We start from the raw sequence: 17,096 nt of genomic DNA on the forward strand, positions 1-17,096 counted from the left end.
CTACCTCGCGTCGAATCCGGGATTGAGCTGGAAGGAGGCCGCCTGCGCCAGCGGGTTGATGCGCCGCCCGACGGAGGCGTGCTCGACCCGGAGCGCGATCAGCAGGGCGACGACGAAGAGAACCGCCTCGCAGGCGAAGACCGCGGCGTAGGCATAGACGGGCTCGCTCGCGACGAGCCGGGCGCAATCGACCGCCAGTGTTCCCAAGAAGCCGCCCGCGCCGAAGGCGACGCCTTGGGCCGCGCCCCAGACACCCATGCGGGTGCCGCGCTCGGCCTCGCCGCCGCGGCCCGCCAGCGCCATCATCGAGCCGATGGCGGCGACCGCGTAGACGCCGTTGCCGAAGCCGAGGGCTCCGACCGCGGCCCGGAGCGGAAAGTCGGGCCCGATCGGGCCGCCGAGGGCGATGGCCGCCAGCGCCAGCGCCGAGAGCCCGCAGCCGATGGCCGTCCAGAGCTTGAGCGAACCGAGAATCGGCCCGCCGATGAAGACGGTGATGCCGGCCACGAACAGCATGCCGGCCAGAACGCCGCCGTGCTGGAGCCCGGCGAGCTTGGTGGTGGCGCCGGGCGTCATCGCGAAGACGAGGCCGGCATAGGGTTCGAGGATCAATTCCTGCGCGCTGTAGGCGAGCATCGAGACGAAGATGAACAGCGTGAAGCGCCGCGCCGCAGGCTCCGCGAGGACTTGTGTCAGCACCTCTCGGAACGGCTTTCTGGGCGTTTGCGGCGCGCTCGACGGAGGGCGGCGCGGTTCGAGCCCGACCACCGCGAGTGCCGCCACCGTGAAGGCGATGGCCGAGACCGTCCCCGAGACCGCCATCAGCCGGAGCCCCGAGAACGGATCGAGGAAATGGCCCGCGAGCGGGGCGGTGACCGCGAAACCCGCGATCATCATCACCCAGACGATGGTCGCCGCCGCGCCCCGCCGGCTCGATTCGACGCCGGTGGCGAGCAGGACGAGGAGATTGGTGCCGGCCGCGCCCGCCCCCATGCCGACGAGGAGGAAGGAGGCGACCGCGAGCGTCAGCCCGGCCGTCAACGACGTCGCGGCTAGGGCCGTGGCGACCGCGGCGCCGAAGCCGCCGAGGCAGAGCGCGGCCATGCCGCCGACGATCCAGCTCGTGCGCCGCCCCCCGACATCCGAGCCGTAGCCCCAGCGCGGGCGCAGCACCTGAGCGGCGTAGTGGAGCGCCACCAGGGCGCCCGGCACCATCGCGGGCAGCGCCAGCTCCACCACCATCACCCGGTTGATCGTCGAGGTCATCAGCACGACGACGGCACCCAGAGCCGTCTGGACGAGGCCGAGGCGGACGATCTGGAGCCAGGAGTACGAAGACGGGCGGGCGGCGGCGGGGGCTCTGCTCATGGCCCGATGCCTTGCACGAGGGGCCGCAGGGCGAAAGCCGCCACCAGCATCCCGACCACGTAGAGGGTCGTGCCGGTGCCGTTGTACCAGGCGGCGCGCTCCCGCGGGTCCTTGAGGAAGCGGGCCATCAGGGCGAGCTGGCCGGCGAGCAGCAGGCCGACGGCGCCGGCGTGCCAGGGACGGTCCCAATTCAGCAGCAGCGAGACCACGACGGTCTGCGGCAGCGCCATCACGAGGCAGGCGAACAGGGCGGCGTAGCGGGGACCCATCTGGACGGGAATGGAGCGCAGACCGAGCGCCCGGTCCCCCTCGATCGACTTGAAGTCGTTGAGGGTCATGATGCCGTGGGCGCCGATGGCGTAGAGGAGCGCGATCGCCACGACGCGGCTGTCCGGCATCGCGGCGGCCATCACGGCCGCACCGGTGAACCAGGGCAGGCCCTCGTAGCAAAGCCCGCAGGCGGCGTTGCCCCACCAGCCGTTGCGCTTGAGCCGGATCGGCGGCGCGGAATAGATCCAGGCCAGCACGAGGCCGAACAGGGCGGCGCCGAGGATCCACGGCCCGAGCATCGCCGCGACGAGGAGCGACAGCACCGTCCAGCCCGCCGCGAGGTACAACCCCCAACGGCCGGGGATGCGCCCGGAGGGAATCGGCCGGTCCGGCTCGTTGATGGCGTCGACGTGGCGGTCGAACCAATCGTTGGCCGCCTGACTGGTGGCGCAAACGAGAGGCCCCGCGAGCACAACCCCCGCGGCGATCACCGGCCATTGCCCCGAGGGCGCCTGACCCGACGATACGACGCCGCAGGCGAAGGCCCACATCGGCGCGAACCACGTGATCGGCTTGAGAAGCTCGACGACAGCGCTGGGTGCGGGCGTGGCCATGCTGGGAGCTTCGGATTCGCGCCCGCCTATGTCAAGCGAACTTTACACCAAGGTCGTCAACTTTGCTTGACACCTGCTTGGTTTGCCGGCACGCAACATAATTCTACGGACGCGCCCTACGGTTCGCGGTCGGCGGTCAGCTCCGGATCGCCGGCGTCGAGGTCGCCGATGCCGTAGCGACGCATCTTGGCGTAGAGGCCCTGGCGGCTGAGCCCCAGCATCTCGGCGGCCGAAGCGCGGTTGTCCCGGGTGATGCGGAGCGCCGCCTCGATGCACAGCTTCTCGATCAGGTCGGTGGTCTCGCGCACCAGCGCCTTCATCGAGACGCGGCCGACGAGTTCGGTCATCTGCTCGACGGAGCGGGGCAGATCGTGCCCGCCGGCATGGACCGGGGCGGCCCGGCGCGGCGTCGCCCGGATCGTGAAGCCGAGGCAGGGCTGCTCGGCCGTCGGCGCCGAGACGGCGGCGACCTCAACATCCTCGACGGACCCGTATTGGCCCCGCATCACCGTGGAGAAATGGCGCACGGAGCCGTGCTCGCGGAGCGTCGCGAACAGGGCGAGCGCTTCGGTTTCCTCGCGCCCGAGCCAGCGGTCGATGGTCTGGCCGCGCACCTGCTCCTCGGTGGCGAGCTGCACGAGGTCGAGGAAGGCGGTGTTGGCGGTGAGGATGCGCCGGCCCGGATCGGTCACGACGAAGGCTTCCGGCATCCGCCGAATCACGTCGAGGGCGCCGCCATCGACCGCGTGCTGGCCGGCCTGCGCCGAGGCCAGGGGCGAGAGGCGCAGCAGGATCGAGGTGGAGCCTTCGCCGCGAAACAGCGAGGCCGAGAGCCGTGCCTCGCCGCGCCCCCCGCTGAGTCGGACGACGAGATCGGCGGCCTGGCCCGCGTTGCGAAGCCCCGCGAACAGAACGGCGATGTCGCGGGTGGTCGAGACCTCGAACAGGTCGGCGACGTCCTGCCCGAGGATGCGCTTCTGCGGCCGCCCGAGAAGGCGCGCGGCGGCGGGGTTCGCCTCGGTGACGCGCCGCGTTCCGGCATCGGCCACCAGCACCGGCTCGCCGGAGAGCTGGAACAGAAGCTTGTAGCGGGTTTCGGCGGCGCGCAGCCGGTCGTAGTCGCGCTCCAGCGCCTGCTGCGTGTCGGCGAGCCGCCGCTGCAGCCCGGCCAGCGCCCGCAGATCCTGCCCCACGACGATGATCGGCCCGCCCTGGCGCGGGCGCAGGCCCGCGTAGCGGATGGGCACGTCCGGGCCGTTGCGGGAGGGATGGTTGACCTGACGCCAGCGGGTCATCGTCCCGGCGGCGGCGTCACGCAGCAGGGCGTCGATCTTCGGCCGGCTCTCGACGGTGACGGTGTCGACCCACGGGCGCCCGCGCCAGGAGGCGATGTCCTCCGATTCGAGATCGAGCGCCCCGGCGGCGGTCTCCTGGATCACCCCGTCCTCGCCGACGATCAGCGAGATGTCGCTCGTGGCCGCAAGCAGGAGCCCGGCCGCCTCGCTGTCGAGGAGGCCGGCCGCCTGTTGCAGGGCCGGAGAGGGCCGCTGCGGGGGATGGCTCGCCAAGCTGCTCAAGATCACCACTTCGTGATGGCGCGAAAAGAGGTCCTTTCAACAGGCTCGGGACCGCATTTCAAGCAAGCTTTCGGAAATCAAGGGGGCGAGGCGCCCATCCTCGGCGGTCGCGTCGGCGCCGACGACACTCACGTGGTCGGGATGGCGCACGAAATACGGTCCGCCGACGAGGATTCGCAGAGACGGATTGCGCGAAGCTTGGCGCAACGCCGCGATGGTTTGCGAAAGCCTGGGGAAAAGTACGTCGCAGGACAGCGTCAGGCCGACCACGTCGAACCATTCGCCGGCGACGAGCTCGGCCGGATCGACGCCGGCTTCCTGTCCGGCCGTGGTGACGTCCCAGCCCGACTCGCGAAAGATGCCGGCCAGCACCGCGAGGCAGAACACGTGGGTCTCGCCGGGGCAGGGCAGCATCAGGATGCTGCGCCCACGCGGCTCCACGTGGTCGTCGCCGTATCGGGCGCACAGGTCGCGGGCGACGGCCTGGAGCCGCCCGAGCGCCACCGTGACCTCGATGAAGTCGCAGGCATCGTCTTCCCAAAGGCGCCCGATATGGCGCGCGGCGGGCGTCAGAAGTTCGACCAGCACGCTTTCGAGCGAGAGGCCCTCGTCGAGGAAGCGGAGCAGGTGGAGGGTGAGGTCGCCATCGGTGCGCGACAGAAGCAGGTCGCAGAGCCGAGCGATGTCGTCCGGGCTGGGTTGGCGGTCCTGGGTCGCGGGCGACGGGGCCATGCGGCCCCGGTGGACCAGCATCAGCCGAGGCAGGATCTCGGCCTCGACGACACCGGCCAGCCGGCGGCGCATGCGCTCGGCATCGGGCTGGATGTCGAAGGCGGAGGCCGGAAGCGTCTCTTCCGCCACGCCGCATTCCCGCGCCGCGGAAGGCACCTCCAGGCGCTCGCCGAAATGCCTCCAGCCTCCCATGGGTCTCTCCCCAGGCAGCAGCGGATCAAGCAGGTTAGTGCAGGATGCCCTGTCGCGCCCCTTTATCGGACGTGTTCGGCTTCACGATACGCCTCTTCCGTGCGTTGGCAATGCCTTCGAATGAATACAATGCCAACAATTGTCAGCGCGCCGGAGCGTCAAGCTGGATTGACACTTCTGCGGGGCTGGGCCTAGGTTTCGTTCGGGACGAGGCCCTGCACAGACGGGGTCCGAGGCAGAGCGGAGGCGGACGCCATGCGGCAACGCCAGGGCCAGCAGAGACCACTCTACACGAGCGAAGAGCGCAGCCGGCGTGACGCTTCCCCGTGGACCCTCGTCCAGGGCCTGCTCGCCCCGCTGCAATTCCTGGTTTTCCTGGTCAGCGTCGCCCTGGTGGTGCGGACGCTGGCGACCGGCGCCGGCGCGGAAGCCGCCCACGTCTCGATCGTGATCAAGACGCTGGTCCTCTACGCCATCATGGTCACGGGCTCGATCTGGGAGAAGGCCGTGTTCGGCCGCTACCTGTTCGCCCCGGCCTTCTACTGGGAGGACGTGTTCAGCATGCTCGTGCTGGCGCTGCACACGGCCTATCTCGCGGCGCTGACCTTCGGCGTGCTCGACACGCACGGCCTGCTCGTCCTCGCGCTCGCCGCCTACGGCACCTACCTGATCAATGCCGGGCAGTTCCTCCTGAAGCTGCGGGCGGCCCGTCTCGAATCGCCGACCGCGATGGCGCTCGTCGGGGAGGGCGCCCGATGAACGCTCACGCGCCCGTCACCGCCGCCGATTGCGGCCCCGACATCCGGGTCGAGCGCGGCCAGCGCGCCGTCTTCTGCGGCCTCACCGGCATCGTCTGGCTGCACCGCAAGATTCAGGACGCGTTCTTCCTCGTGGTCGGCTCGCGCACCTGCGCCCACCTGATCCAGTCGGCGGCGGGCGTGATGATCTTCGCCGAGCCGCGCTTCGCCACCGCGATCATCGACGAGCGCGATCTGGCCGGCCTCGCCGACATGAACGAGGAACTCGACCGGGTCGTGACCCGGCTGATCGAGCGGCGCCCGGACATCAAGCTGCTGTTCCTCGTCGGCTCCTGCCCGTCCGAGGTGATCAAGCTCGACCTGTCGCGGGCAGCCCTCCGACTGTCGCAGCGGCTCTCGCCGGCCGTGCGCGTGCTGAACTATTCGGGTTCGGGCATCGAGACGACCTTCACGGAGGGCGAGGATGCCTGCCTCGACGCCCTGGTGCCCGGCCTGCCGCAGGTGGAAGCCGCCTCGAACGAGCTGTTGGTCGTCGGCGCGCTCGCCGACGTGGTCGAGGATCAGTTCGGGCGGCTGTTCTCGGAACTCGGCATCCAGGCCCGCTTCCTGCCGGCGCGGCGCTCGGGCGAGATGCCGGCGGTCGCCCGCGGCACGCCCTACCTGCTGGCCCAGCCGTTCCTGACGGCGACGGCGCGGGCGCTCGACGAGCGCGGCGCGCGGCGCATCCCGGCCCCGTTCCCGCTGGGCGCCGAGGGCACCACCCTCTGGCTCAAGGCTGCCGCCGAGGCCTTCGGTGTCGATCCGGCCCGGTTCGAGGCGGTGACCGCGCCGGGCCGCGCGCGGGCCGACCGGGCGCTCGAGCGCTACCGCGAGCGGCTGTCCGGCAAGCGGGTGTTTTTCTTCCCCGATTCGCAGCTCGAAGTGCCGCTGGCGCGCTTCCTCGCCCGCGAGGTCGGCGCCGATCTCGTCGAGGTCGGAACGCCCTACCTGCACCGCGCGCATCTGGCCGCCGAGCTGGAGTTGCTGCCCGCCGGCACGGCCATCGTCGAGGGCCAGAGCCTCGACGACGGGCTCGACCGCTGTCGGGAGGCGCGGCCCGACCTCACCGTCTGCGGGCTCGGCCTCGCCAATCCGCTCGAAGCGGAAGGGCTCTCGACCAAGTGGTCGATCGAGCTGCTGTTCACCCCGATCCAGGGCTACGACCAAGCCGGCGACCTCGCCGAATTGTTCGCCCGCCCGCTCCACCGCCGCGCGAAGCTCGAGGTGTAGCGATGCAACTCACCGTCTGGACCTACGAGGGACCGCCGCATATCGGCGCCATGCGGGTCGCCACCGCGATGGAGGGGCTGCACTACGTGCTGCACGCCCCCCAGGGCGACACCTATGCCGATCTGCTCTTCACCATGATCGAGCGGCGCGAGAAGCGCCCGCCCGTCACCTACACCACCTTCCAGGCGCGCGACCTCGGCGGCGACACCGCGCTGCTGTTTAAGGATGCGGTGGCGCAGGCCCATGCCCGCTTCCAGCCGCAGGCGATGATCGTCGGTGCCTCCTGCACGGCGGAACTGATCCAGGACGATCCGGGCGGGCTCGCCAAGGCGCTGGCCCTGCCGATCCCGGTGATCCCGCTGGAACTGCCGGCCTACCAGAAGAAGGAGAACTGGGGCGCCTCCGAAACCTTCTACCGGTTGGTCCGCGCCCTTTCCGGCCCCGCGGTCGAGCGCAGCCCCCGCGAGGGCCGCCGCCCGCTCTGCAATATCCTCGGACCGACCGCGCTGGGTTTCCGCCACCGCGACGACCTGATCGAAATCAGAAAGATTCTCGAAGCCCTCGGGATCGACGTGAACGTGGTGGCCCCGCTCGGCGCCAGCCCGGCCGATCTCGGACGGCTGCGCGAGGCCGATTTCAACGTCGTGCTCTATCCCGAGATTGCCCGCGCGGCGGCGCAGCACCTCGAAAAGACGTTTCGCCAGCCCTTCATCGACATCGTGCCCATCGGCGTCGGCGCGACCACCCGTTTCGTCGAGGCGGTGGCCGCGCTCGCCGGCGTCGATCCGGGCCCGGTGCTGGCGGGCGTGCCCTCGCGGCTGCCCTGGTACTCGCGCTCGGTCGATTCGACCTATCTCACCGACAAGCGCGTCTTCATCTTCGGCGACGCCACCCACGCGCTCGGCATCGCCCGCGTGGCGGCCAAGGAACTCGGCTTCCGCGTCGTCGGGCTCGGCACCTATAGCCGCGAATTCGCCCGCGAGGTCCGGGCCGAGGCCGCCTCCCTCGGCATTGAGGCGATCATCGCCGACGACTATCTCGACGTGGAAGCCGCGATCCAGGCGGCGCAGCCCGAACTCGTGCTCGGCACGCAGATGGAGCGCCACGTCGCCAAGCGGCTGGGCATCCCCTGCGCGGTGATCTCGGCCCCGGTCCACGTGCAGGACTTCCCGGCCCGCCACTCGCCGCAGATGGGCTTCGAGGGCGCCAACGTCCTGTTCGATACTCTGGTCCATCCGCTGATGATGGGCCTGGAGGAGCACCTGCTCGGGATGTTCCGCGAGGACCCCGAGTTCCACGATGGCGCCGCCCCCTCGCATCTCGGTCGCACGAGTGCAGGCCCGGCCGCCATGGGGCGGGTGCCGGAGGCTTCACCGCTCGCCCCGGCGCCCGCTCCGATCGTCGTCGAGGCCGCACAGGTCACGCTCACGCCACTTCCCACCCCGGCGCCCTGGAGTCCGGACGCCGAGAAAGAGTTGAAAAAAATCCCGTTCTTCGTGCGCGGAAAGGCCCGCGCCAACACCGAGCGTTTCGCCCGCGAGCGGCAGCTCCCGCTCATCACCCTCGAGACCCTGTACGATGCCAAAGCGCATTTCGGCCGCTAGGCCCGACATCCGCATCGCCATCGTCACGCTCGACAATCACTTGGCGAGCGCGGTGGAGCGGGCACGCCTGCGTCTCGCGCAGGACATGCCGGGGCTGACCCTCAGCTTCCACGCCGCCGCGGAGTGGGAGACCGATCCGGCCGCGCTCGCCGCCTGCCGCGAGGAGATCGCCCGGGCCGACATCATCGTCTCGGCCATGCTTTTCCTCGACGAGCACGTCCGCGCGATCCTGCCTGCTTTGCTCGCGCGCCGCCCGCATTGCGACGCCATGGTCGGCTGCCTCTCGGCCGCCGAGGTTGTTCGCACGACGCGGTTGAATCGCTTCGACATGAGCGGTGCCAAGCGCTCGGCGCTGGATTTCCTCAAGAAGCTGCGTGGCAAGCCGGGTGCGGAGGGCAACGCCGCCCGCCAGATAGCTTTGGTGCGCAAGCTCCCGCAGATCCTGCGCTTCATCCCCGGCTCGGCCCAGGACGTGCGGGCCTATTTCCTGACGCTGCAATACTGGCTCGCCGGCTCCGACGAGAACGTGGCCGGCCTCGTGCGCTTCCTCGTGCAGCGCTACGCCGCCGGCCCCCGTGCGGTCTGGCGCGAGATCGCCGCCGCGCCCGCGCCGCAGCACTACCCCGAGACCGGGCTGTATCACCCGCGCATGACCGGCCGCTTCGGCGAGGCGGTTTCGCGCCTGCCGACGGTGCCGGGCGCGAAGGGCCGGGTCGGCCTGCTGCTGATGCGCTCCTACGTGCTCGCAGGAAACACCGCGCACTACGACGGCGTCATCGCCGCGCTCGAGGCCCGCGGCCTCTCGGTGGTGCCGGCTTTCGCCGCGGGGCTCGACAACCGCCCGGCGGTCGAAGCCTTTTTCATGCGCGACGGGCGGCCGGCAATCGACGCGCTGGTCTCGCTCACCGGCTTCTCGCTCGTCGGCGGTCCCGCCTACAACGACGCGGCGGCCGCTGAAGGTCTGCTGGCCCGCCTCGACGTGCCCTACCTCGCGGCGCAGGCCCTCGAATTCCAGACCATCGAGCAATGGCAGGAGGGGGACCGCGGCCTCTCGCCGGTCGAGGCGACCATGATGGTCGCGATCCCCGAACTCGACGGTGCCACCGCGCCGATGGTGTTCGGCGGCCGCTCCTCGGCCTCGGGCCCGGACAACGCCCGCGACATGCGCGTCCATCCCGAGCGCGCCGCGCGGCTCGCCGAGCGGGTCGAGCGCATGGTGGCGCTGCGGCGCAGAGCGAAAGCCGAGCGACGGCTCGCCATCGTCCTGTTCAACTTTCCGCCGAATGCCGGTGCCACCGGCACCGCCGCGTTCCTCTCGGTCTACGCCTCGCTCCTCAACACCCTGAAGGGGCTCGCCGCCGACGGCTACGCCGTCGAGGTGCCCGACAGCATCGATGCGCTCCGCGACAAGATTCTGAACGGCAACGCCGCCCGCTTCGGCACGCAGGCCAACGTCCACGCCCGCATCTCGGCCGAGGACCATGTCCGCCGCGAGCCGCATCTCGCCGAGATCGAAGCGCAGTGGGGGCCGGCGCCGGGCCGCCACCAGAGCAACGGCGCCGACCTCCTCGTGCTCGGCGTCCAACTCGGAAACGTCTTCGTCGGGGTGCAGCCCGCCTTCGGCTACGAGGGCGACCCGATGCGGCTGCTGTTCGAGCACGGCTTCGCGCCGACGCATGCCTTCAGCGCGTTCTACCGCTACCTGCGCGAGGATTTCTGCGCCGACGCGGTGCTGCATTTCGGCACCCACGGCGCGCTCGAATTCATGCCCGGCAAGCAGACCGGCCTGTCCGAGCGCTGCTGGCCCGAGCGGCTGATCGGCGCGCTGCCGAACGTCTATCTCTACGCCGCCAACAACCCGTCCGAGGGGACGCTGGCCAAGCGCCGCTCCGCCGCGACGCTGGTGAGCTACCTCACGCCCAGTCTCGCCGCCGCCGGCCTCTATCGCGGGCTGATCGATCTCAAGGCCTCGGTCGAGCGCTGGCGCGCCCTGGAGCCGGAGGCCGTCGCTGAGCGGGCGACGCTCGCCGAGGTGATCCAGTCGCAGGGCGCCGCCCTCGACCTCACCGCGGCCGAGCCGGCGTGGCACGGCGACGTGGCTGCTCAGGTCGGCGCGCTCGCAGCCGCGCTCGCGGAACTGGAACAGACCCTGATCCCGCACGGCCTCCACGTCGTCGGCGAGGCGATGCCGGCGGAAGAGCGCATCGATCTGCTCACCGCCCTGGCGGAGGCCTCGCACGGCCTCAAGCCCGCGCGCGCCGGCATCGAGCGGCTGATCGCGGGCGCGGCCTTCAACGAGGCGCTGACGGCCGCGGGCCTGCCCCTCGACGAGACCGGCCGCGCCGCCTTCGCCGATCTTGCCCGCATCGACCGCGAACTGTCGCGCGACCACGAGATTCCGGCGCTGCTGCGGGCGCTGGACGGCCGCTTCGTGCCCCCGGTGGCCGGCGGCGACCTGTTGCGCAACCCGGCGATCCTGCCGACGGGGCGCAACCTGCACGGCTTCGACCCCTACCGCCTGCCCTCCGCCTTCGCGGTGGCCGACGGCGCCCGGCAGGTCGCCCGCGTGCTGGAGCGCTACACCTCCGAGGGGCAGCCCCTGCCGGAGAGCGTCGCCATCGTCCTGTGGGGCACCGACAACCTCAAGAGCGAGGGCGGCCCCATCGCCCAGGCGCTCGCACTGATCGGTGCCGCCCCCCGCTTCGACGGTTACGGCCGGCTCGCCGGTGCCGAACTGATCCCGCTCGAAACCCTGGGCCGTCCCCGCATCGACGCGGTCGTCACCCTCTCCGGCATTTTTCGGGATTTGCTGCCGCTTCAAACGAAGCTGCTCGCGGAGGCCAGCTATCTCGCGGCCACCGCCGATGAGCCCGAAGACAAAAACTTCGTGCGCAAGCACGCCCTGGCGATCCAGGCCGAGCAGGGCTGCGACATGGAAACCGCGGCGCTCCGCGTGTTCTCCAACGCCGAGGGCGCTTACGGCGCCAACGTCAACCACCTCGTCGAGTCGGGCCGCTGGGACGATGCGGACGAACTCTGCGAGACGTTCTCGAAGCGCAAGTCCTTCGCCTACGGCCGCAACGGCCGCCCGGCGCCGCAGCGCGAGCTGATGCGGGCGGTCCTCGCCAAGGTCGATCTCGCCTATCAGAACCTCGACTCGGTCGAACTCGGCGTGACGAGCGTCGATCACTACTTCGACGGTCTCGGCGGCGTGAGCCGCGCGGTGGCCCGTGCCCGCGGCACGGCGGTGCCGGTCTATATCAGCGACCAGACGCGGGGCGAGGGCCGGGTGCGGTCCCTCGACGAGCAGGTGGCGCTGGAGACGCGCACCCGCATGCTCAACCCGAAATGGTACGAGGGCCTGCTCGGCCACGGCTACGAGGGCGTGCGCCAGATCGAGGCGACGCTGACCAACACGGTCGGCTGGTCGGCCACCGCCGGCGCCGTGCAGCCCTGGATCTACGAGCGCATCACCGAGACCTACGTGCTCGACCCGGCCATGCGCGAGCGCATGGCGGCGCTGAATCCCACGGCCTGCGCCAAGGTGGCGAGCCGCCTGATCGAAGCCCATCGCCGGGGCTTCTGGACCCCCGACGCCGCCACCCGCGACGCGCTCGACCGCGCCGAGGAGGAGCTGGAAGACCGGCTCGAAGGCGTGACACCCGGTATCACCGCAGGAGTCGCGGCATGAACATCGCCATCCGGAATCCCGTGCCGCTGCGCCGCGAGGAGGGCAGCGTCCAGGTCGCCCTCGACCCGACCGACAAGATCGAGACCGCGAAGGTTTTTGCGGTCTACGGCAAGGGCGGCATCGGCAAGTCCACGACTTCGTCGAACCTCTCGGTCGCCTTCTCGAGGCTGGGAAAACGCGTCCTTCAGATCGGCTGCGATCCGAAGCACGATTCGACCTTCACCCTGACGAAGCGCCTCGCGCCGACCGTCATCGACGCCCTCGAATCGGTGAACTTCCATTCCGAGGAGCTGCGGCCCGAGGATTACGTGGTCGAGGGCTATAACGGCGTCATGTGCGTCGAGGCCGGCGGGCCGCCCGCGGGCACCGGCTGCGGCGGCTACGTCGTCGGCCAGACGGTGAAGCTCCTGAAGGAGCACCACCTGCTGGAGGACACCGACGTCGTCGTGTTCGACGTGCTCGGCGACGTGGTCTGCGGCGGCTTCGCCTCGCCGCTCCAGCACGCGGATCGCGCGCTCATCGTCACCGCCAACGACTTCGATTCGATCTTCGCGATGAACCGCATCGTCGCGGCGATCCACGCCAAGTCGAAGAATTACGGCGTGCGGCTCGGCGGCGTCATCGCCAACCGCTCGGCCAAGACCGACGAGATCGACCGCTTCAACGAGGCGGTGGGCCTGCGCCGCCTGGCCCATTTTCCCGATCTCGACGTGGTGCGCCGCTCGCGCCTCAAGAAGTCGACCCTGTTCGAGATGGAGGATTCGCCCGAGCTGCGGGCCGTCACCGACGAGTACATGCGGCTCGCCGAGACGCTCTGGGCCGGGGAAGACCCCTGCGAGGCGGTGCCGATGAAGGACCGCGACCTGTTCGAATTTTTGGGATTCGATTGATGAGCAGCTACGTCACCCGCCGCTCGCAGCTTGAGACCTATTTCGACCGCACCGCGGTCGAGGCGTGGTCGCGGCTGACCTCCGACGCCCCGGTCTCGAAGATCCGCGCGACCGTCCGGGCCGGGCGCGACGCCATGCGGGCGACGCTCCTCGACTGGCTGCCGGCCGACATGACCGGCCTGCGCCTCCTCGACGCCGGCTGCGGCACCGGCGCGCTGGCGGTGGAAGCGGCGCGCCGCGGCGCCACGGTGACGGCCATCGACGTCTCGCCGACCCTGATCGGGCTTGCCCGCGAGCGCCTGCCGGAGATCGCGGGCGCCGGCTCCATCGATTTCCGCGTCGGCGACATGCTCGATGCCGGGCTCGGCCGCTTCGACCACGTCGTCGCGATGGACTCGCTGATCCACTATCAGCCCGCCGACATCGTTCGCGCCTTGGCCGAACTCGGCGCGCGCACCGACGGCAGCGTGGTTTTCACGGTGGCGCCCCGCACCGCGCTGCTGACGCTGATGCACGCCGCCGGGAAGCTTTTTCCGAAAGCCGACCGGGCGCCGGCCATCGTCCCGATCACCGAGGGCGGCCTGCGCCGCCGGATCGCGCGCGCGCCGGCGCTGGAGCGCTTCGCCGTCGGCCGCACCCGGCGCATCAACAGCGGCTTCTATCTGTCGAACGCGATCGAGCTGACGAACGGCCGATCCTCCCCCGCCGGGGAGCGCCGATGAAATCCGGCCTCGCCCTCACGCAGGCCCTCCTGCGCCTCGGCCCGGCGATCCTTCCCTTCGCCGACGCCGCGACGAAGGAGCTGCCGCTCGGGCGGCTGATGCGGCTGTCGCTGTTTCAGGTCACGGTCGGCATGGCCGCCGTGCTGCTGATCGGCACGCTCAACCGTGTCATGATCGTCGAGTTGGCGGTCCCGGCCTGGATCGTGGCGGTGATGCTGTCCCTGCCGCTGCTGTTCGCCCCCTTGCGCGCCCTCGTCGGCTTCCGCTCCGACACGCACCGCTCGGTGCTGGGCTGGCGGCGGGTGCCCTACATCTGGTTCGGCACGCTGCTGCAATTCGGCGGGCTGGCGATCATGCCGTTCGCCCTGCTGATCCTGTCGGGCGACACCACCGGCCCGGCCTGGGTCGGGCATGTCGCCGCCGCGCTCGCCTTCCTGCTCGTGGGCGCGGGCCTTCACACCACCCAAACCGTCGGACTTGCGCTCGCCACCGACCTCGCGCCCGCCCATGCCCGGCCGAAGGTGGTGGCCCTGCTCTGCGCCATGCTGCTCGTCGGCATGATGGGCAGCGCGCTGCTGTTCGGCCTCGCGCTCGCCAACTTCTCCGCCATCCGGCTGATCCAGGTGATCCAGGGCGCGGCGCTGGTCACCATCGTGCTCAACGGCATCGCCCTGTGGAAGCAGGAGCCGCGCAATTCGGCGCTGACCGCTCGCGACGCCCCGCGCCCGACTTTTGCCGAATCCTGGCACGGCTATGCCGGCGAGCCGACGGCGCGGCGCCGCCTCGTCGCCATCGGTCTCGGCACCGCCGGCTTCTCCATGCAGGACATCCTGCTCGAACCCTATGGCGGGCAGATCCTCAATCTCAGCGTCGGCCAGACCACCGCGCTCACCGCCATGCTCGCGGCGGGCGGCGGCCTCGGGCTCGTCGCGGCGGCGCGCTGGCTCGCCCGCGGCGGCGATCCCTACCGCGTCGCGGCCGTGGGCTCGGTCATCGGCATCCTGGCCTTCTCGGCGGTGATCTTCGCCGCCCCCCTGGCCTCGGCCCGGCTGTTCGCCGCGGGCGTGACCCTGATCGGCATCGGCGGCGGCCTGTTCGCCCACGGCACGCTCACCGCGTCGATGGCCAAGGCGACGCCCGAGGATACCGGCCTCGCGCTCGGTGCCTGGGGCGCGGTGCAGGCCACCGCCGCCGGCGCGGCCATCGCGGCGAGCGGCATCCTGCGCGATGTCGGCGCGGCGGTGGCGCAATCCGGCGTGCTCGGCGAGGGCATGAACGAGCCGGCCATCGGCTACCTCATCGTCTACCACGTCGAGATCGCGCTGCTGTTCGCAACCCTGGTGGCGATCGGCCCGCTGGTTCGCATCGATTCCGCCGACCCCGCGCGCCCGGACGAGGGACGCGCGCGCACCTTCGACCCCCTCGTCAACCGTCCCACCTGATCGGAGGCGCGTCATGCCCAGAGGCGAGATCACCGGTTACATCGACGTCGCACAGGTCACGCTCTACGCGTTCTGGCTCTTCTTCGCGGGGCTGGTGTTCTACCTGCGCCGCGAGGACCGCCGTGAGGGCTACCCCCTCGAGAACGAGGCCGCCGGCCGCCTCAAGGCCTACGATCCGGTGCTGATCCCGACGCCCAAGGCGTTCCCCCTGTCGAGCGGCCACACCATGTACGCGCCGCGCACCGACGTCGCCTACGAGACCGGCATCCCGGCGGCCAAGCGCGAGCCCTGGCCCGGCGCGCCCTATTTCCGCACCGACACCTCCCTGCAGGCGGGCGTCGGTCCCGGCTCGTGGACGCCGCGCCACGACGAGCACGACCGCACTTGGGACGGCCATTACCGCATCGTGCCGCTGCGCGTCGCCGACACCTTCGTGGTGCACGAGGCCGGGCCGAACCCCATCGGCATGTCGGTGCTGGGCGCCGACCGCAACGTCGCCGGCACCGTCACGGACCTCTGGGTCGATCGCGGTGAATCCTTCGTGCGCTACTACGAGGTCGAGCTCGGTGCGGGCGGGCGCCGGGTGCTGATGCCGGCGACCTTCTGCTCCACCAGCCTGTTCACCAAGACGGTCACGACCGAGGCGCTGCTGGCGGCGCAGTTCGCCGACATCCCCGACCACAAGGACCCGGATTCGGTGACGCTCCTCGAGGAGGAGCGGATCATGGCCTATTTCGGCGCCGGCACCCTCTACGCCACGCCCGCCCGTGCGGAGCCGCTGCTGTGAGCGAGTCGGAATTCCTCCCCGAGGGCACCCTGCGCGGGATGCCCGGCCCCTTGCCTGCGGGCGAACGCATCCTGTGGCGCGGCGCGCCGACCTGGCGCGGCGTGCTGGTGCAGGTCTTCCATCTCCGGCCGGTGGTGGCGTGGTTCGCCGGCACCGCGACGCTGTTCGGCATCGCCGCCGCGGCGCAGGGCGGCATGGTGAGCGCCCTCAGCGTCGTCGCACCGACGCTGCTGATCGGGGTGGGCGGCATCGCGCTGCTGACCGTGCTGGCCTGGCTCGTGCACCGCACGACCGTCTACACGGTCACCGACCGGCGCGTGGTCATGCATGTCGGCATCGCCCTGCCGATCACGCTCAATCTCCCCCATGCCCAGATCGAGGGCGCGGGTCTGCATCTCTTCGGCGACGGCAGCGGCGACATCCCGCTGCAACTGCCGGCGGGCGAGCGGATCGCCTACCTGCATCTGTGGCCCCATGCCCGGCCCTGGCGCGTGAGCCGCCCCGAGCCGATGCTGCGCTCGGTGCCCGACGCCCGCGCGGTCGCCGAAACGCTCGCCGGCGCGCTCGCCGCCCGAGGTCCGCGGATCGCGGAAGGCGTCTTGGCCGTGCCGAGCGAGCGTCCGCGCCACACCCCGCAATCGGGCCGTCTCGCAGCCGCCGGCTGACATCGAGGAGCGTGAGCCATGCCCGTCGAACTCCCCGCCCGTCGCCCGTCGAGCCCGCCGCCCCCGCGCCGCTCGCCCCAGTCGCTCGCCGTGATCGGCATCGGCGCGCTGCTCGGCGTCGTGATGCTGGCGGTGTTCGTCGGTCGCCGGGAGGGCGTCGGCCTCACCGAACTGCCCCCCGGCCGCCCGGTCGCGAGCCTGGGCTTTCGCGCCGAGGACCGGCCGGACGGCGCGGTCGAGCTGATGGGTGCCGCGGACAACCGGCTCGTCGCCCGCATCAACCCGGGCGAGGGCGGTTTCATGCGCGGGACGCTGCGGGGTCTGGCGCAGGCCCGGCAGCGCGAGGGGCTCGGACCGGAGCAGCCCTTCACGCTCACACGATTCGACAACGGCACCCTGGCGTTGGAGGATGCGGCCACCGGGCGCCATGTCGCGCTGGAGGCTTTCGGCGCCACCAACGCCGCCGCCTTCGCCCGCCTCCTGCCCGGCAACGAAACGAAATAGGGGAGGGCCGT

14 protein-coding genes are annotated in these 17,096 nt (G+C 71.0%); 10 read left to right on the forward strand and 4 right to left on the reverse strand.

Translation table 11 applies throughout. The features are described 5' to 3' along the window. From BM140_RS15195 to BM140_RS15210, 4 genes are all read right to left on the reverse strand, one after another. Positions 1-1,368, reverse strand: coding sequence for a BCD family MFS transporter (locus BM140_RS15195; RefSeq protein WP_091947929.1), 1,368 nt, complete (start codon positions 1,366-1,368; stop codon positions 1-3). After that, the gene (chlG, locus tag BM140_RS15200; protein WP_091947932.1) at positions 1,365-2,252 is read right to left on the reverse strand and encodes a chlorophyll synthase ChlG; all 888 of its coding nucleotides are present in this window, start codon (positions 2,250-2,252) and stop codon (positions 1,365-1,367) included. Before chlG ends, BM140_RS15195 begins: the two co-directional genes overlap by 4 nt. Before the next feature lie 116 nt (positions 2,253-2,368). Then, on the reverse strand, positions 2,369-3,838 hold the full coding sequence (gene ppsR / locus BM140_RS15205; protein ID WP_091947935.1) for a transcriptional regulator PpsR: 1,470 nt from the start codon (positions 3,836-3,838) through the stop codon (positions 2,369-2,371). 27 nt (positions 3,839-3,865) lie between these two features. Then, complete coding sequence (locus tag BM140_RS15210; RefSeq protein ID WP_091947938.1) at positions 3,866-4,753, reverse strand: cobalamin B12-binding domain-containing protein; 888 nt, start codon at positions 4,751-4,753, stop codon at positions 3,866-3,868. A gap of 255 nt (positions 4,754-5,008) precedes the next feature. On the opposite strand from BM140_RS15210, the gene bchF reads away from it, so the two are divergent. From bchF to puhC, 10 genes are read left to right on the forward strand one after another with little or no spacing between them, the layout of a single operon-like run. Further along, positions 5,009-5,512: a 2-vinyl bacteriochlorophyllide hydratase gene (gene bchF, locus BM140_RS15215; RefSeq protein ID WP_091947941.1), complete on the forward strand. Its 504-nt coding sequence runs from the start codon at positions 5,009-5,011 to the stop codon at positions 5,510-5,512. After that, entirely contained in the window at positions 5,509-6,780 is a 1,272-nt protein-coding gene (locus BM140_RS15220) for a ferredoxin:protochlorophyllide reductase (ATP-dependent) subunit N (protein WP_091947944.1), read from the forward strand. The genes bchF and BM140_RS15220 overlap by 4 nt, the downstream gene beginning before the upstream one ends. Positions 6,781-6,782: 2 nt before the next feature. Continuing rightward, entirely contained in the window at positions 6,783-8,384 is a 1,602-nt protein-coding gene (bchB, locus tag BM140_RS15225) for a ferredoxin:protochlorophyllide reductase (ATP-dependent) subunit B (RefSeq protein ID WP_091947947.1), read from the forward strand. After that, entirely contained in the window at positions 8,359-12,075 is a 3,717-nt protein-coding gene (locus tag BM140_RS15230) for a magnesium chelatase subunit H (RefSeq protein ID WP_091947950.1), read from the forward strand. Before bchB ends, BM140_RS15230 begins: the two co-directional genes overlap by 26 nt. Then, positions 12,072-12,965, forward strand: coding sequence for a ferredoxin:protochlorophyllide reductase (ATP-dependent) iron-sulfur ATP-binding protein (gene bchL / locus BM140_RS15235; protein WP_091947953.1), 894 nt, complete (start codon positions 12,072-12,074; stop codon positions 12,963-12,965). Before BM140_RS15230 ends, bchL begins: the two co-directional genes overlap by 4 nt. After that, on the forward strand, positions 12,965-13,687 hold the full coding sequence (bchM, locus tag BM140_RS15240; RefSeq protein WP_425287066.1) for a magnesium protoporphyrin IX methyltransferase: 723 nt from the start codon (positions 12,965-12,967) through the stop codon (positions 13,685-13,687). Before bchL ends, bchM begins: the two co-directional genes overlap by 1 nt. Next, a complete protein-coding gene (locus BM140_RS15245) occupies positions 13,684-15,129 on the forward strand; it encodes a BCD family MFS transporter (protein ID WP_091947959.1) in 1,446 nt (481 codons plus the stop codon). Before bchM ends, BM140_RS15245 begins: the two co-directional genes overlap by 4 nt. 13 nt (positions 15,130-15,142) lie before the next feature. After that, positions 15,143-15,916 (forward strand): photosynthetic reaction center subunit H, encoded by a 774-nt coding sequence (puhA, locus tag BM140_RS15250; protein ID WP_091947962.1) that lies wholly within the window; start codon positions 15,143-15,145, stop codon positions 15,914-15,916. Then, positions 15,913-16,581 carry a photosynthetic complex putative assembly protein PuhB gene (gene puhB, locus BM140_RS15255; protein WP_091947965.1) on the forward strand — a complete coding sequence of 223 codons (669 nt, stop codon included), beginning with the start codon at positions 15,913-15,915 and terminating at the stop codon, positions 16,579-16,581. The genes puhA and puhB overlap by 4 nt, the downstream gene beginning before the upstream one ends. Before the next feature lie 18 nt (positions 16,582-16,599). Beyond that, a complete protein-coding gene (puhC, locus tag BM140_RS15260; protein ID WP_091947968.1) occupies positions 16,600-17,085 on the forward strand; it encodes a photosynthetic complex assembly protein PuhC in 486 nt (161 codons plus the stop codon). The last annotated feature ends 11 nt before the right edge of the window (positions 17,086-17,096 follow it).

Origin of the sequence: Methylorubrum salsuginis (genome assembly GCF_900114375.1) — a bacterium.
GTDB lineage: Bacteria > Pseudomonadota > Alphaproteobacteria > Rhizobiales > Beijerinckiaceae > Methylobacterium > Methylobacterium salsuginis.